This is a genomic window from Amycolatopsis saalfeldensis, assembly GCF_900110575.1.
Taxonomy (GTDB): Bacteria; Actinomycetota; Actinomycetes; order Mycobacteriales; family Pseudonocardiaceae; genus Amycolatopsis; species Amycolatopsis saalfeldensis.
In genome coordinates this window covers 76,754-91,004 of the sequence record NZ_FOEF01000004.1, presented here as the reverse complement: position 1 = coordinate 91,004, position 14,251 = coordinate 76,754, and the positions used below count along the sequence as shown (strand labels likewise).

15 protein-coding genes, 1 tRNA gene and 1 pseudogene are annotated in these 14,251 nt (G+C 71.5%); 12 read left to right on the top strand and 5 right to left on the bottom strand.

Annotated elements, in window-relative coordinates:
* Nucleotides 1–53: 53 nt before the first annotated feature.
* Nucleotides 54–815 carry an ABC transporter permease gene (locus tag BMY97_RS11210; RefSeq protein WP_218156764.1) on the top strand — a complete coding sequence of 254 codons (762 nt, stop codon included), beginning with the start codon at nucleotides 54–56 and terminating at the stop codon, nucleotides 813–815.
* Nucleotides 812–2,398 carry an ATP-binding cassette domain-containing protein gene (locus BMY97_RS11205; RefSeq protein WP_091616550.1) on the top strand — a complete coding sequence of 529 codons (1,587 nt, stop codon included), beginning with the start codon at nucleotides 812–814 and terminating at the stop codon, nucleotides 2,396–2,398. The genes BMY97_RS11210 and BMY97_RS11205 overlap by 4 nt, the downstream gene beginning before the upstream one ends.
* A gap of 48 nt (nucleotides 2,399–2,446) precedes the next feature.
* Here the strand turns inward: BMY97_RS11205 and BMY97_RS11200 are convergent, their stop codons facing one another.
* Nucleotides 2,447–3,337, bottom strand: coding sequence for an oxidoreductase (locus BMY97_RS11200; RefSeq protein WP_091616548.1), 891 nt, complete (start codon nucleotides 3,335–3,337; stop codon nucleotides 2,447–2,449).
* A 79-nt stretch (nucleotides 3,338–3,416) separates the two neighbouring features.
* Nucleotides 3,417–4,028 (bottom strand): TetR/AcrR family transcriptional regulator, encoded by a 612-nt coding sequence (locus BMY97_RS11195; RefSeq protein ID WP_091616545.1) that lies wholly within the window; start codon nucleotides 4,026–4,028, stop codon nucleotides 3,417–3,419.
* Nucleotides 4,029–4,115: 87 nt separating this feature from the next.
* Here BMY97_RS11195 and BMY97_RS11190 point away from each other — a divergent pair, with 87 nt between their 5' ends.
* Complete coding sequence (locus BMY97_RS11190) at nucleotides 4,116–4,808, top strand: hypothetical protein (protein ID WP_143086181.1); 693 nt, start codon at nucleotides 4,116–4,118, stop codon at nucleotides 4,806–4,808.
* A gap of 290 nt (nucleotides 4,809–5,098) precedes the next feature.
* Nucleotides 5,099–5,311, top strand: a complete 213-nt coding sequence (locus BMY97_RS11185) for a hypothetical protein (protein ID WP_342744027.1) — start codon at nucleotides 5,099–5,101, stop codon at nucleotides 5,309–5,311.
* A 1,090-nt stretch (nucleotides 5,312–6,401) separates the two neighbouring features.
* On the opposite strand, the gene BMY97_RS11180 is transcribed toward BMY97_RS11185, so the two are convergent.
* Nucleotides 6,402–6,475 (bottom strand) — tRNA-Ile (locus BMY97_RS11180).
* A gap of 187 nt (nucleotides 6,476–6,662) precedes the next feature.
* Between BMY97_RS11180 and lexA the strand changes: the two genes are divergently transcribed.
* On the top strand, nucleotides 6,663–7,319 hold the full coding sequence (gene lexA / locus BMY97_RS11175) for a transcriptional repressor LexA (protein WP_091616539.1): 657 nt from the start codon (nucleotides 6,663–6,665) through the stop codon (nucleotides 7,317–7,319).
* 89 nt (nucleotides 7,320–7,408) lie between these two features.
* Nucleotides 7,409–7,540, top strand: a complete 132-nt coding sequence (locus BMY97_RS49095) for a hypothetical protein (protein WP_281246895.1) — start codon at nucleotides 7,409–7,411, stop codon at nucleotides 7,538–7,540.
* Nucleotides 7,541–7,613: 73 nt separating this feature from the next.
* Here the strand turns inward: BMY97_RS49095 and BMY97_RS11170 are convergent, their stop codons facing one another.
* A complete protein-coding gene (locus BMY97_RS11170; protein WP_091616537.1) occupies nucleotides 7,614–8,198 on the bottom strand; it encodes a TetR/AcrR family transcriptional regulator in 585 nt (194 codons plus the stop codon).
* A gap of 212 nt (nucleotides 8,199–8,410) precedes the next feature.
* Between BMY97_RS11170 and BMY97_RS49550 the strand changes: the two are divergent.
* The 5 genes and pseudogenes from BMY97_RS49550 to BMY97_RS11145 all read left to right on the top strand — a co-directional run.
* A pseudogene (locus BMY97_RS49550) lies at nucleotides 8,411–8,533 on the top strand (alpha/beta hydrolase); the annotation flags it as partial.
* A gap of 142 nt (nucleotides 8,534–8,675) precedes the next feature.
* Nucleotides 8,676–9,143, top strand: a complete 468-nt coding sequence (locus tag BMY97_RS11160) for a cupin domain-containing protein (RefSeq protein WP_091616535.1) — start codon at nucleotides 8,676–8,678, stop codon at nucleotides 9,141–9,143.
* 61 nt (nucleotides 9,144–9,204) lie between these two features.
* Complete coding sequence (locus BMY97_RS11155) at nucleotides 9,205–10,254, top strand: amidohydrolase family protein (protein WP_091616533.1); 1,050 nt, start codon at nucleotides 9,205–9,207, stop codon at nucleotides 10,252–10,254.
* 282 nt (nucleotides 10,255–10,536) lie between these two features.
* The gene (locus BMY97_RS11150; protein ID WP_091616531.1) at nucleotides 10,537–11,430 is read left to right on the top strand and encodes an NAD(P)H-binding protein; all 894 of its coding nucleotides are present in this window, start codon (nucleotides 10,537–10,539) and stop codon (nucleotides 11,428–11,430) included.
* A gap of 98 nt (nucleotides 11,431–11,528) precedes the next feature.
* Nucleotides 11,529–12,392: an NmrA family NAD(P)-binding protein gene (locus BMY97_RS11145; protein ID WP_091616529.1), complete on the top strand. Its 864-nt coding sequence runs from the start codon at nucleotides 11,529–11,531 to the stop codon at nucleotides 12,390–12,392.
* On the opposite strand, the gene BMY97_RS11140 is transcribed toward BMY97_RS11145, so the two are convergent.
* Nucleotides 12,360–12,962 (bottom strand): TetR/AcrR family transcriptional regulator, encoded by a 603-nt coding sequence (locus BMY97_RS11140; RefSeq protein ID WP_091616527.1) that lies wholly within the window; start codon nucleotides 12,960–12,962, stop codon nucleotides 12,360–12,362. The genes BMY97_RS11145 and BMY97_RS11140 overlap by 33 nt on opposite strands.
* Nucleotides 12,963–13,086: 124 nt before the next feature.
* On the opposite strand from BMY97_RS11140, the gene BMY97_RS11135 reads away from it, so the two are divergent.
* The gene (locus BMY97_RS11135; RefSeq protein WP_091616525.1) at nucleotides 13,087–14,241 is read left to right on the top strand and encodes a serine hydrolase domain-containing protein; all 1,155 of its coding nucleotides are present in this window, start codon (nucleotides 13,087–13,089) and stop codon (nucleotides 14,239–14,241) included.
* Nucleotides 14,242–14,251: the final 10 nt, after the last annotated feature.

Genomic DNA, 14,251 nt, shown 5'->3' with positions numbered 1-14,251 from the left:
GCTGAGGCGGTGAATGACCTCGAGCCCGCCGTTCATGGCCGGCTCGATCCTGGTTGGCCGCCATCGCGGCGATCGCCGTCCTCGGCCCGATCTGGCTGCCGGATCCGACGGCCCAGGACGCGGACGCGCTGCTGGCCGGCCCCAGCGGCGCGCACTGGCTCGGCACCGACCAGCTCGGCCGGGACATGCTGAGCCGGTTGGTCAACGCGGCGGGAACCGATCTGCGGATCGCGATTCTCGCGCTCATCACACCGTTCGTCGCCGGCGTCGTGCTCGGCACCGTCGCCGGCTACTTCGGCGGCTGGATCGACACGGCCGTCATGCGGGTGATCGACGTGCTGATCGCGTTTCCGTTCTACGTCCTGGTGATCACCCTGGTGTTCGTGGTGGGCGCGGGCGAGCGCGGGATCTACGTGGCGCTGGGCGTGGTCGGCTGGGTGACCTACGCCCGGGTGATCCGCGCGACCACCCGGATCACCCGAAGACAGGACTGGGTGACCGCTGCCCGGCAGGGCGGATTGCCCATGTGGCGGGTGATCCTGCGCCACGTCCTGCCGCACACCCTCACCCAGGCCGTCGTGCTGCTCGCCTCGGACATGATCGTCGTGATCGTCGCCGTGATCACGCTCGGCTTCCTCGGCCTCGGCGTGCAGCCGCCGACGCCCGACTGGGGATCGATGATTTCCGACAACCGCGCGTTGATCACGACTCTGTGGTGGCTGCCCACGATGCCGGGCTTCGCCGTCGTGCTCACCGGGATCGGATTCGCGTTGCTGGCGGACGGCATCGCGGACGTCTGGCGGGTGCGCCGATGACCGCGCGACCCGCGCTGCGGCTGGAAGGGCTCAGCGTCGAGTTCCCCGGGCCGCAGCCGCCCGCCGTGGACAGCCTCGGTTTCGAGGTCGCGCCGGGGCGCACGGTCGGCATCGTCGGCGAATCGGGCAGCGGCAAGAGCCTCTCGCTGCGGGCGATCATGGGCATCCTGCCCGGGGCCGCCCGCGTCACCTCGGGCCGGCTGTGGCTCGGCGAGACCGAGCTTCCGTTGACCGGCAAGGGAATCCGGGCGGCCCGCAGGCAGCGGCCGGCCATGGTGTTCCAGGATCCGCTGGCCGCGCTGAACCCGGTGATGCGGGTGGGCGACCTGATCGCCGAGGTGCCGCGCCGCGTGTTCGGGCACTCGGCCGCGCACTCGCGCCGGCTCGCGCTGGAGCTGATGCGGCAGGTCCGGCTGCCCGACCCCGAACGGCTGGCCCGCGCCTACCCGCACCAGCTCTCCGGCGGGCAGCGGCAGCGGATCATGATCGCGGCGGCGCTGGCCGCCGAGCCCGAGGTGCTGCTGTGCGACGAGCCGACCACGGCGCTGGACGTCACGGTCCAGGCCGCGGTGCTGGACCTGCTCGCCGAGATCACGCAGCGCGCCGGGCCGGCCGTCGTTTTCGTCAGCCACGACCTGGCCGTGATCAGCCAGGTGGCCGACGAGATCATCGTGCTGCGCGAGGGACTTCGGCTGGAGGCCGGCCCCACTTCCGCCGTGCTCGCGGGCCCCGGCACCGACTACACCCGCACCCTGCTCGAATCGGTGATCGAACTGCCGGGCCGGCCGGACGCCGCCGGCGTGGAAAGCCCGGCCGTGTCCGTGCCCCGCCTGGCGGCCCGCGGGATCGGCGTCACCTACCGGCACGCGGCCCGCCCCGCGCTCGCCGGAGTGGACCTCACCGTCCACTCACGACAGATCCACGGCCTGGTCGGCGAGTCCGGCTCGGGCAAGACGACGCTGGCCCGAGTGCTCACCGGAGCGCTGAAGACCGATGCCGGCACGGTGGAATGGGACGGCACCCCGCTGGGCCGGCGGCGCGGCCGGGCGCAGCTGCGGGCGATCCAGATGGTCTTCCAGGGCCCCTACGCGTCCCTCGATCCGCGCATGACGGTGCGCCAGACCCTCACCGAACTGCTCCGCCCCGGCGGAACGACCGGGCGCTCGGCGCTCGAAGCCCGGTGCCGCGAGCTGCTGGACCAGGTGGCCATGCCCGCGTCGGCGCTGGACCGGGTGCCGGGCCAGTTCTCCGGCGGGCAACGCCAGCGCATCGCCATCGCGCGGGCCCTCGCGGTGGAGCCGAGCCTGCTGGTGGCCGACGAGCCGACCTCCGCGCTGGACGTGTCCGCGCAGTCGGCCATCCTGGAGCTGCTGGCCGGCCTGCGGGACTCCGCCGGGCTCAGCGTGGTGCTCATCTCGCACAATCTGGCCGTGGTCAACGAGATCTGCGACGAGGTCTCGGTGATCCACCAGGGCGAGATCGTCGAAGCCGGCCCCACCCGCGCGATCTTCGCGAATCCGGCCCACGCCTACACCCGGCGGCTGATCGAGTCCGTTCCCCGGCTCCGGACGGACGCTTCCTGACGACCGGCTCGCTGGCGTTTACTTGGCCACGCCGTTCCGTCCGGTCGGTCAAGGCTTCGCGACCAGCGGGAAGGTCACCCCGGTGAGCCGCTCCGACGTTTCCCACAGCCGCCGCGCCAGTACCGGGTCGCTGGCCATCGCCGACCGGCCGACCAGCGCCGGGTGACCGTGCAGCTCGTAACGCCCGTCCGGGCCGACGTAGCTGGCTCCCGGCAGGTCCTGGGTCGCGGCGTACAACGACGGCAGCGCGCCCTGCGCCTCGGTCTGCGCGAAATAGCGTCCGGCCAGGTGGACGATCTTGACCAGGTGCGGGTTGCGGCCCTTGGTGCCGAGATTGGTCGCGGAATACCCGGGGTGTGAGGACAGCGCGCGCACGGACGATCCGGCTTCGCGACAACGCCGCTCCAGTTCGAGGGTGAACAGCAGGTTCGCCAGCTTCGACCGGCCGTAGGCCTTCACCGGGCTGTAGCCGGAGCGGGCGAAGTCGAGGTCATCGAGGTCGAGCACGCCCGCCTTGTGCGCACCGGAGGCCACGGTCACCACGCGGCCGGTGATCGAGGGCAGCAGCAGGTTGGTCAGCGCGAAGTGGCCGAGGTGGTTGGTGCCGAACTGCAGCTCGAACCCGTCCGCCGTGTGACCGTGCGGGGTCATCGCCACCCCGGCGTTGTTGACCAGGATGTCGAGTCCGTCCCGCCAGTCCCCGGCGAACGCGCGCACCGACGCCAGATCCGCCAGGTCGAGTTCGCGAACCTCGGTATGGCCAGGCATAGCGGCCGCGGCCCGCTCGCCGGCGGCGACATCCCGTACCGCCAGCACCGTGCGCGCCCCTGCCGCACTGAAGGCGGCTGCTGTGCCGCGCCCCACCCCGCCGGCCGCCCCGGTCACCACGACCGTGCGCCCGGTCAAGTCGGGAAGATCGCCGGCGGTCCACTTGCGCATCGTCACGATCGCCAGCTTAAGCGCCCGCCCGGGTCGACGCCCGGCCCGCGCGCTCGGCGGCAACTCCGGAGGTTCGTCGCTACTGGTCGCCGCGTTGTCGTTCCAGGGCGCGGCCGAGGCGGACGAGGCCGTCGCGGAGCTGGCCGGCGACGTCGGCCGGGGTCGGTCCGAGCCGGCCTTCGAGGTTGCCGTTGAGCCAAAGCGTCGCGAAGCCGTGGGCGAACGACCACCCGGCGAGCACCACGCCGGTGACGTCGGCGCCTGGTGGTAGCCCGTCGAGGTTGCCTGCACTGCCGTAGAGGATCTGGAACGCCTCGTCGCGCGCGAGCGACAGTTCGGGGTCGTCGTCGTGGTAGAGGTCCGGCCGCAGCATGACGGCGAAGTGGCCGGGGTGTGCCAGCGCGAAGCCGATGTAGGCGTTGCCACCGTCGAGGAAGCCGTACGGCCCGTGGGCGACCGGTCCGATGGTCTGGCCGGCCAGCCGGAACGCTTCGGTGGCGATGGCGGTGAAGACCCCCGCTTTGTCACGGAAGTGGTGGGCCGGGGCTCCGTGCGAAACCCCGGCTCGCCGGGCGATCTCGCGCATGCTCAACGCGGCGGGCCCCACCGCTTCGACCTCGGCGACCGCGGCGTCGATCAAGGCCTGGCGCAGATTTCCGTGGTGGTAGGGCTTGGGTGCGTCGCTCGCCATGAGGCAAACGCTACCGGCATCTAGGCGTTGACAAGATGCCGCCGCCTCGTAAACTAGCCAACGTCTAGATAGCGGCTGGGGGCACCGATGACCGCGCAGAGCCGAACTGGAATCCGGCGGATCAACGCCGGCGTGATCGCCAGCGTCTCGGGGGTCCTGCTCCCGGTGGCCAGCAACCTTCTGGTGCCCATCTGGCAGATGCCCTCGACCTCCGCGTCCGGACCGGAGGTCGCCCGGTTCGTCGTCGACCAGCAAGCCGCCCTGCGCGCAACCCTGGCCCTCGACACCGCCGGAGTCACCCTCTGGCTGATCTTCGGCGGCGCGGCCTGGCTTCGACTCCGCCGCGTGTCGGCCTCGGACACCCTTGCCACAAGCCTGTTCGGCGTGGCCTTCAGCGGCATGGTCCTGTTGCTGCTGGCCGGATTCACCAGCTCTTTCGTCCTCGCCTATCGGACGCCTGCCCCCGCCACGGCACAACTCCTTTACGACCTCACATTCGCCCTGCTGGCCATGTCCGGCATGCCCGCCGCCGTCGCACTGGGCGCGTATGCCACGGTCGTTTTCACCACCAAACGACTACCACGGCCCACTGGCGACCTCGCCATTCTCACGGCCGCCGCGCATATCCTGCTGCTCGTGTCACTCGTGACCCCACGGGGCATTCTCTCCCTGGAAGGTCCCCTGATCACAGTGGTGCCCGCACTGCTCTTCGCCTGGATCCTCACCACCGCACCGACCCTGAGGCGGGGTCTGTCAAACGAGCGGTGCGGCTCGGGTTGAAGTGATCTACTCGCGCCCGGCGACCAGGCGACCGTCGAAGGCGTTTAACACAGATTTCCAGCGACCGGTTCCACCACTCGACCATGCCGTCGACGACCTCGCCGGTAATGGTGGAGATGGCCCGCTCAGCCCATGACCGCCGCCGGAGGTATGACAGGTGGGGCGGGTCGGGCTCGGACGCCGAGGGCTACCCGCACCCCCTCGGGTAACGCGAGCACCATGGACCGCGACTCCCGGACGACCAGGAAGGGGACCGGGATGACCACCATCACCGCGACCACGTCAAGAACATCTCAGCGATCAACTTCAAGCCAGTGACGGCGTTGTTCCAGGGGCGGATCGAGTTCACGGTGCCTGGCGCCCAGGAGCGGCGCGCAATGCCGGCACATCGATCGAAGAAGACTGGCACCGACGAGAACGCTCTGCTGTTCCTGAAGAAGTCGAACGCCGAGTTCGTGGCACTCAAGGACGCGATGTACGCGGTGCAGGCGCAACTGCTCTGACCGATCCCGGTCAGTCGGTCGGGGCGATGTCGCCGAGCACACGCAGCAGTGTGACGCGAGCCTGGTCGCCTTCTTACCTGCACACTGCGCAGGTCGGCGCCCGCCGCGGAGCTACCGGGCTCTCCGCGCCACGAGTTCTGGCTGTTCGATGACGAACTGCTCAGCATCGAGGTGCTGCACACCGAGATCACCACCAGCGATCCCGACGACGTCGGGATCTACCCCGGCCTCGTCCGAGATCTCTGTCAGGTAGCCGAAATGCGGCTCGGCTCGCGACGCGCACCGGCCCGGCCCCGCGACCCGTCCACCCAGTCGGCGCGACAGGCTCCTCGGCCGCCGAAGCCCCGTAGCGGCCCAGCATCTCGCGCGACCGCTGGCTCGTCAGCCGCATCAGGTCCTGCCCCTGGCCGGCTCGGCGGGCCACCGGCGCGAACGTCTGTCGGAACCGGCGCGGATACGCGTGCGGCACCTTCGCATTGTCCGCGCGGTGGCTGAACAGCTGCCGGATTCCGTTGGCCGTCAGTCTTCCCTTGCGACCCAACCACATTGCGTCCGATTGGTTCGCATACAGGTGGCGCGCCCGCGCCGCCCGTTTCCGAGGACGTGCGGCCCTTCGTGGTGTCCAGCAATGCTTTCAGCTGATCCTCGGCCAGCACGTCGGACGGCTGCTCCGGCACCGCTGTCGCCGATGTCTTCGCCATCGGCGACACGACGATCTCGCCCTCGACGTCTACCAGCCACCGCCGGAGCTGTTGCAGCGTCCGGTAGTGCTCGGCGATGTTCGCCGCGACCGCTCCTGCACGTGGACGAAGCAGTGCTCGACGTGCTCCCGGCTGACCGCCGAAGCGGCCGTTGGCATGCCTTGCGCGAAGAGGTAGCCGACGAACTCGGTCGCCACCCGAAAGTACGAGTCGATCGTGTTCTTGGCCCTCGGATGCCGCCTCCAGTCCGGCAGCAGCTCCTACAGGTCCACCCAGTGCCGGAAGCCGAGTTCTCGCGTCTATAGCGGAAGCGTATGCCGTGCTGGGCCGGCTCGCCCCTTGCTGATCGAGCGACGCACGGGATGCTCTGATGTCGAAATCGCAGGTAGTGGGGCGGGTCGGGCTCGAACCGACGGCCAAGGGATTATGAGTCCCCTGCTCTAACCAACTGAGCTACCGCCCCGTCGACCGGTGCCCGTTTGCATTAGCACATAAGCCCCAGTTCGATCTAAACTATCACAGCGTCCGGGCTGGGCGTGGAACGCTTCGCGGCCGAGGGGACACCGCTTGGGGCGGCGTCGCCGAGCCGATTGGCGGCGGCCCGCGTGCCGCTGCCGGGATCGCGGCCGGCGGGCTCTACGATTCCGCGGGTGACCACCTACGACGACACCTTCGACCACCTGGACGCCGCCGCACTGCCCGAACGCCAGCAGCGCATCCTGGTGACGATCCGGGACTGGGTGGTCCGGCACGGGTACTCGCCCAGCACCCGCGAGATCGGCGACGCGGTCGGGCTGCGGTCGTCGTCCTCGGTGTCGAAGCACCTGGCCAGCCTGGAGGACAAGGGATTCCTGCGGCGCGGCACCTCGATGTCCCGGCCGATCGACGTGCGGCTGTTCCTGGACGGGGCCCCGGAACGGGAGCAGTCCGGCGACTCGGTGCCGGTGCCCGTGGTCGGCCACATCGCCGCGGGCACGCCGATCTCGGCCGAGGAGCACGTCGACGACGTCCTCACCCTCCCGCGCGGGCTCACCGGGCGGGGCACCGTCTTCGGCCTGCGCGTGCGCGGCGACTCGATGGTCGACGCCGCGATCTGCGACGGCGACATCGTCGTCGTGCGCCAGCAGTCGGAGGCCCACTCGGGCCAGATCGTCGCCGCGATGATCGACGAGGAGGCCACCGTCAAGGTGTACCGCCGCCGCGGCGGCCACGTGTACCTCGAACCACGCAACCCGGCCTACGACGTGATCGACGGCGACCGGGCCGTGGTCATCGGCACCGTGGTCTCGGTGCTGCGCAGCGTCTGACCGGCCACCGAAGGGAGCCGCGGGTCCCTCCTGGCCCGGCCCGCGCCGGCCGCGAAAGCCTTCCAGCGCTTGACTTCCCCGGCCGGCTCATGCGTGGCGGCCACCTCACCCTTGAGCTGACGGTGCCGACCTCGATCGCCCCGGCGCGCGTCGTCGTCCACCGGCCGCCGGGCGGGGACCCGAGCCCGGCGGTGCACGTCGTGGTGGCCAATGTGGACTGAGTTGTCGCGCCACAGCACCGTTTCCCTGCCCGGCCGCGACAGGCGGGAAGCCGGTCCATTGTGGACCAACCGGTCAGACCGCGGCGAGACCCGCCACGTAGATGTCGGCCTGCCGGTGCGCGACCGTTTCCCAGTCCTCGACGTGCGGCAGGCGCTGGGCCAGGAGCGCGCCGAACACGACCAGGTCCGCGGTACGGACGCCGGGCCGGATCGTGCCGTCGCGGCGGCCGCGCTCCAGCATCGAGCCCAGCGTCCGGTGGACCTCGTCGCGCAGTGAGACCGCGGCCTCGTCGATCGTGGCCGGGCCGCCGTGCAGCGGCAGCACGAGATCCGCGCCGTGCTCGATGGTCCGGCCCAGGAACGAGCGGATCCCTTCGATGGCGGACGCGTCGAGGCCCGCGGCGCTGCGGGCGGCGTCGAGCACCAGCCGGAAGGACCGGTGGGTCAGCGCGCCGAGCAGCGCCTCGCGTGAGGGGTAGTGCCGGTAGACGGTGCCGACCCCGACCCCGGCATCCGCCGCGACGGTCGCCATCGGGACCGCGGTGCCTTCCCGGCGCACCGCGGCGGCCGCCGCCGCCAGTACCCGCTCGCGGTTGTCGGCCGCGTCCCGTCGCAGCCCCCGCCGGCGGACGGCCTCGTTGCCGTTCTCCTCACCCATGGACCTGATGATGACAGCCGCGGCGCTTGCCGTTGACATCGCGCTTAGGCGGACGATATCGTCCGCTTATTGCCGGGCCCTGTCGAACGGAGCAGACCCCACCGTGACGTTCACCGTCGATCCACAGCTCGGCGCGATCCTGGCGCCGATGGTCGGCTTCCAGCCCGTTCCCGCCGACGTCGTCACCACGGATTTCCCCGCAGTGGCCGAAGATGGCGCGAAGATCCTGCTGCGTGTCCGCGACCTGGCTGCACGAGCACGCGGCCGGGCTGGGGGCCGACCCCGCCCGGATCGCCATGATGGGCGGCGGGCTGGCCGCGGCGGTCGCGTTGCCGGCCCGGGACCGGGGCGGCCCCGCGATAGCACGGCAGATCCTCGTCTTCCCCGTGCTCGGCGACCGGATCGGCGGCTCCGGCGTCTCGCCGTACCCGGGGTCGACGTCGAATTCCACCTGCACCCGACCGAACGGAGCCGCAGATGAGCATGGCCTACCTCGCCCAGCCCGAGCAGCAGCAGAAGCTCGAATGGCTCGACGGCGGCACGCTGTCGATGCTGCTCGACGGCGCGGCCACCGGCGGCCGGCTGATGATCGGCCGCTTCGACGTCAGCCGGGGCGAAGCGCCGCCGTTCCACAAGCACACGCGCGAGGACGAGGTCTTCATGCTCATCGGCGGCACCGCGCTGGTCTGGGTCGGCGAAGAAGAGCACGAGCTGCAGGAGGGCGGGATTGTGTTCCTGCCCAAGAACATCCCGCACGCCTACCGGATCACGTCGGCGAAGGCGGACCTGCTGATGATCAACACCCCGGCCGGCATCGAGGGCATGTTCCGCCACGCCGGGCGCGATCGGGCGACCCCGCGTCCGGACGGCTTCGAGATCTCCCCCGAGCGCATGGCCGAGGCCGCGGAGCGGTTCGGGAACGTCATCCTCGGCCCGCCCCGGTGAAATCCGCCTGACCGGCCAACGGAATCCGGTACGGTCGAGCCGGACGAGACGGGGGTCGGTCATGGTGTTACGGATCCGGGGTTACGCCCTGCCGCACGGCGAATTCGTCGACCTGTACGCCGACGGCGACCGCTGGACCACCGATCCCGTGCCGAATGCCGAACTGGCAGCCGAGGGCTGGCTGCTGCCGGGACTGGTCGACGCGCACACCCACCCCGGCGCCACGTCACCCGGCGACCCGCTGGACGACGGGGTGCTGCGCGAGGACCTGCTCCGGCACGTCGACGCCGGGGTCACCCTGATCCGCTCGCCCGGGCTCGCAGGCGACCCGCCGCCGTGGTTCGGCGAGGACCCGGACCTGCCGCGCGCGGTGCACGCCGGCCCGTGGCTCGCACAGCACGGCCAGTTCTTCGACGGCTGGGGCAACCGCGTGGACCACGCCGAGCTGCCGTCGGTCGCGGCGGCGCAGGCCGCGCGCAGCGGGTGGGCCAAGATCATCGCGGACTGGGGCCCGGAAGACGCGGCGGTTCCCGTCGACGTGCTCAAGGCCGCGGCCGACGCGGTGCACGCGACCGGTGGCCGGCTCGCCGTGCACACCCAGCATTCCGCCGGCAGCACGGCGGCGGTCGCGGCCGGCGTCGATTCGGTGGAGCACGGCATGTGGCTGGATTCCGGGCTGCTGCCGGACATGGCCCGCCAGGGCATCGCGCTGACCCCGACTTTGTCGGGATTCCAGGGGATGCTGCCGGGTTTGCGGGACCGCCCGGACGGCCCGGCCAAGGACTGGCTGCTGGGCGGCACCGAGGCGCTCGGGCCGTTGGTGGCGGCCGCGGTCGAGGCCGGCGTCCGCGTCCTGGCCGGCACGGACTCCCACCCGCACGGGCTGATCGCCGACGAGATCCGCGCGCTCGCGGGCACCGGCATCCGCACGCACGACGCCCTCGCCGCGGCCTCCTGGTCGGCCCGCGAGTTCCTCGGCCTCGGCGGCCTGGAACCCGGCGCGCCGGCCGATGCCGTGGTGTACGCGGAAGACCCGCGGACCGACCTGGGCCAGCTGGCCGCCCCGCTGGCCGTGATCCTGCGCGGACGGCGCGTCCGGCCGCACGCCTGAGCGCCCTAGGTCAAGCGGCTTGTTGGTGGAGGGTGTTGAGCTGGCGGTGTAGCGCTGGTGGTCGTGCCAGCCTTGGCGCATAGCCCTATCGCCGATCGGCACGGCCCCGGGCCACCAGGCCCCGCAACTCCCATGAACCGGGTGACTCCCTCAGCCCGACAGTGACGACCCGGGGTACAGACAAGACACATACGCATGTCCGACACCCGGCGTTCTTGCGTCGCAAAAAAGTAAACGGTACGGTTGAGTCTACTTCAACCCCGACCCCACCGGAGCGCGGCCATGATCGTCATCACCACCCCCACCGGAAACATCGGCAGCCGCGTGCTGGCGCAGGTCCTCGAGAGCAGCCAGCCGGTCCGGGTTGTCGTGCGGGACCAGGAAAAGCTGCCCGCCGAGGTGCGCGACCGGGCCGAGGTCGTCGAGGGCTCACACGGTGACGCGGACGTCGTCGCCCGCGCGCTCGAGGACGCTGACGCCCTGTTCTGGCTGTGCCCACCCGACCGCCAGGCCGCGGACGCCGTGGCGGCCTTCACCGGATTCACCCGCCCCGCCGCGGAAATCCTGCGCGGCCAGGGCGTCCGGCGCGTCGTGAGCATCAGCAGCCTGGGCCGGCACACCCCGTACGCCGACCGGGCCGGACTCGGGACCGGAGCGCTGGCCATGGACGACCTGATCGCCGGCACCGGGGTGGCGTTCCGGGCGCTGGCCCTGCCCGGGTTCATGGACAACTTGTTGCGGCAGAAGGAGATGCTCAAGGAGCAGGGCCTGTTCTCCGGCGCCTTCTCCGGCGACCGGCGCCATCCGGCCGTCGCGGTCCGCGACATCGCCGCCGTCGCCGCGAGGCTGCTGCTCGACCCGACGTGGACCGGCCAGGAGGAAATCCCGTTGCTCGGGCCCGAGGATCTGTCCCATGAGGACATGGCCGGGATCGCCACCGAGGCGCTCGGCCGGCCCGTGCGGTACCAGCAGGTCCCGATGCCCGCCTACCGGGACCGGTTGCTCAACTCCGGGATGTCCGAGGGCATCGCCCAGAGCATGGTCGACCTGATCACCGCCAACGAGAACGGCCTCTACCAGGGCGTCACCCGCACCCCGCAGCACGCGATCGACACCCCCACCACGTTCCGGCAGTGGTGCGAGGACACGCTCGAGCCCGCCGTGCGCTCGGCCTGACCGTCGCGTTATCAGTGATAACAATCTCTTGCTTCCAGTGGCTTATCGTCGGTAACGTGGATTGAGTACCACTGATACCACGAAGGGGTTACCAGCTGATGATCGTCATCACCGGCGCGACGGGCCGGCTCGGCTCGCAGATCGTCGAACGACTGCTCACCCGGGTCCCGGCCGGTCAGGTCGCGGTCAGCGTCCGCGACGCGGCCAAGGCGGCCGGCCTCGCGGCGCGCGGGGTGCGGGTCCGGGAGGGCAACTTCTCCGACCCCGCCTCGCTCGCCCACGCCTTCGAGGGCGCCGAGCAGGTTCTCGTCGTCTCGTCCAACGACGCGGGCGCGGAGGCCGAAACCCAGCACAAGGCCGCCATCGACGCGGCCCGCGCCGCCGGCGCCGAGCACGTCGTCTACACCAGCCACCAGGCGTCCGCGGCGGATTCGGAGTTCCTGCCGATGCGCGACCACGCCGCCACCGAGCGGTATTTGGCCGCACAGGGCGGAAAATTCACGTCTTTACGCAACGGCTTCTACGCCAGCACCGTCCCGAGGCTGATCGGCCAGGCCCTCGAGACGGGCACCATCATCGCGCCCGCCGACGGGCCGGTTTCGTGGACCGCGCACGCGGACCTCGCCGAAGCCGCGGCCATCGTCCTCGCGGGCGAGAACCCGTTCGACGGCGTCGCCCCGCCGCTGACCGCGCCGGACGTGCTCGACCTGAAGTCCGTCGCCGAGCTCCTGTCCGAGCTGACCGGGCGGACCATCACCCGAGTCGTCGCCGACGACGACGAATGGCGGGCCGAGCAGGTCGAGCAGGGCCGGTCCGAGTTCCAGGCGGAGTTCACCCTCGGCATGTTCCGGGCGGCCCGGCGGGGCGAGTTCGCCGCGACCGGCCCGGCCCTCGGCGCGCTGATCGGGCACCCGGCGGCACCGCTGCGCTCACTGCTCGAAGAGGTGGTCGCCGGCCGGTGAGTGACCGGGTTCGCGGGCCGGGAGCCCCCGCACGAGGGCGTCGAGGAAGAGGTCGAACCGCGGGGCGCCCGGGCCGAGCTCGAGGCGGTTCTCCCGGAACGCGAGCCAGCCGACGATCGAAGTGACGAAGGTGTACCAGCTCTGCTCGGCCATTCCGGCGCTGATCCCGGCTTCGCGGAAGGCCGTGACGACCGCGTGCCGGAGCCGGCCGATCGCGTCGGCGTTGTGCGGGTGGGGCCGCGACAGGCGGGTGGCGTAGCCCGGGAGGGCGAGGAACTCGTCGTGCATGGCCCACGCGATCCGCGTCAGCCGCGGGCGCCAGTCCGGGCCGCTATTCGGTTCCGGGGCCAGGATCCGGTCGACGAGGACTTCGCTGATGAGGTCGAACAGCTCGTCGCGGTTCTTCACCCACCGGTAGAGCGCGCCGTGGCTGACGTCGAGGCGACCGGCCAGCTCCCGCATGGTCAGCGTGTCCAGGTTCCCGGCCGAGGACGCGGCCTCGACGATCCGGTCGCGGCTGATCCGCGCCGGCCGGCCGGGCGGGCGGCGCGCCCCCGCCGAATCCGTCATGCCCGGCACCGTACGACACCGGTGGCCGGCGCGCGGGGAGACGCGCCTCACTGAATTAGTGACCAATGGTCACTAACGAGCTAACGTGGTGGTGTCCAAGGAAGTCCGGCGTTCAGGGGTACTGATGACGGAGCACGGGGTGCAGGGCACGGTGGCGGCGGGTTTCGAGCCCGTGCGCGAGGAGTTCGCGGCCGTGCTGGCGGCCGAGGGGGCCGATCTGGGCGCGCAGGTGGCGGCCTGCCACCGGGGCGAGCCGGTGGTCGACCTGTGGGCCGGGGCGGAAACCACGCGTGATTCGCTGCTGGGGATCTACTCCGCGAGCAAGGGGGTGGCCCATCTGGTCGTCGCCCTGCTGGTCCAGGGCGGGGTGCTGGACCTCGACGAGCGGGTCAGCCACTACTGGCCGGAGTTCGGGGTGCGCGGCAAGCGCGAGATCCGGCTGCGTGAGCTGCTTTCGCACCAGGCCGGGCTGGCCGGGGCGGACGCGGGCTTCAGCATGGAGGAGCTGGCCGACGACCGCGTCGTCGCCGAACGGCTCGGCGCGCAACGCCCGTTCTGGCGGCCGGGGACCGCTTCGGGTTACCACGCGCTGGTAGCCGCGGCGCTGAGCGGGGAAGTCGTGCGCCGCGCGACCGGGGAGACGGTGCAGAGCCTGTTCGCGTCCCGCCTGCGAGACCCGTACCAGCTGGACCTGCACCTCGGGCTGCCGGCCGGCCAGGAGCACCGTTTCCTGCCCGCCCAGCCCATGATCGCCACCCCCGAACGGCTCCGCGATCTCGCGGCGGCCGCCACCGCCCCGGACAGCCTCGAAGGCATCGCCTTCAACCGCCACCACCCGCGTAACCGCGAAGTGTGGGAGCTGCCGAACCTCCCCGTGGTCCGGACCAAAGGCCCGGCCTCGTTCGGCGGCATCGGCACCGCCCGCAGCCTGGCCAGGCTCTACGCGGCGGCCATCAGCCCCACCGACGGCGCGGCCCCGCTGCTCACCCCGGACACCGCCGCCGCGTTCGGCCAGATCCAGTCCGCCGGCTGGGATCTCGTGCTGCGCCGGCGCAAAGCCTGGGCCGTCGGCTTCCACGCCGCCGCCGAGAGCTACCCCGTGCTCGGCCAAGGCGCCTTCGGGCACAGCGGAGCCGGCGGGCAACAGGCGCTGGCCGACCCGCGCAACGGGGTGTCCTACGCGTTCCTGCGCCGTCGTTTCCTCCCGCCACCCCAGGCCGACGCCGATCACAGCCGCGTCTTGAGCGCGCTGTACACAGCGATCCGCCAGGACGAGTGACGCCCCGGAC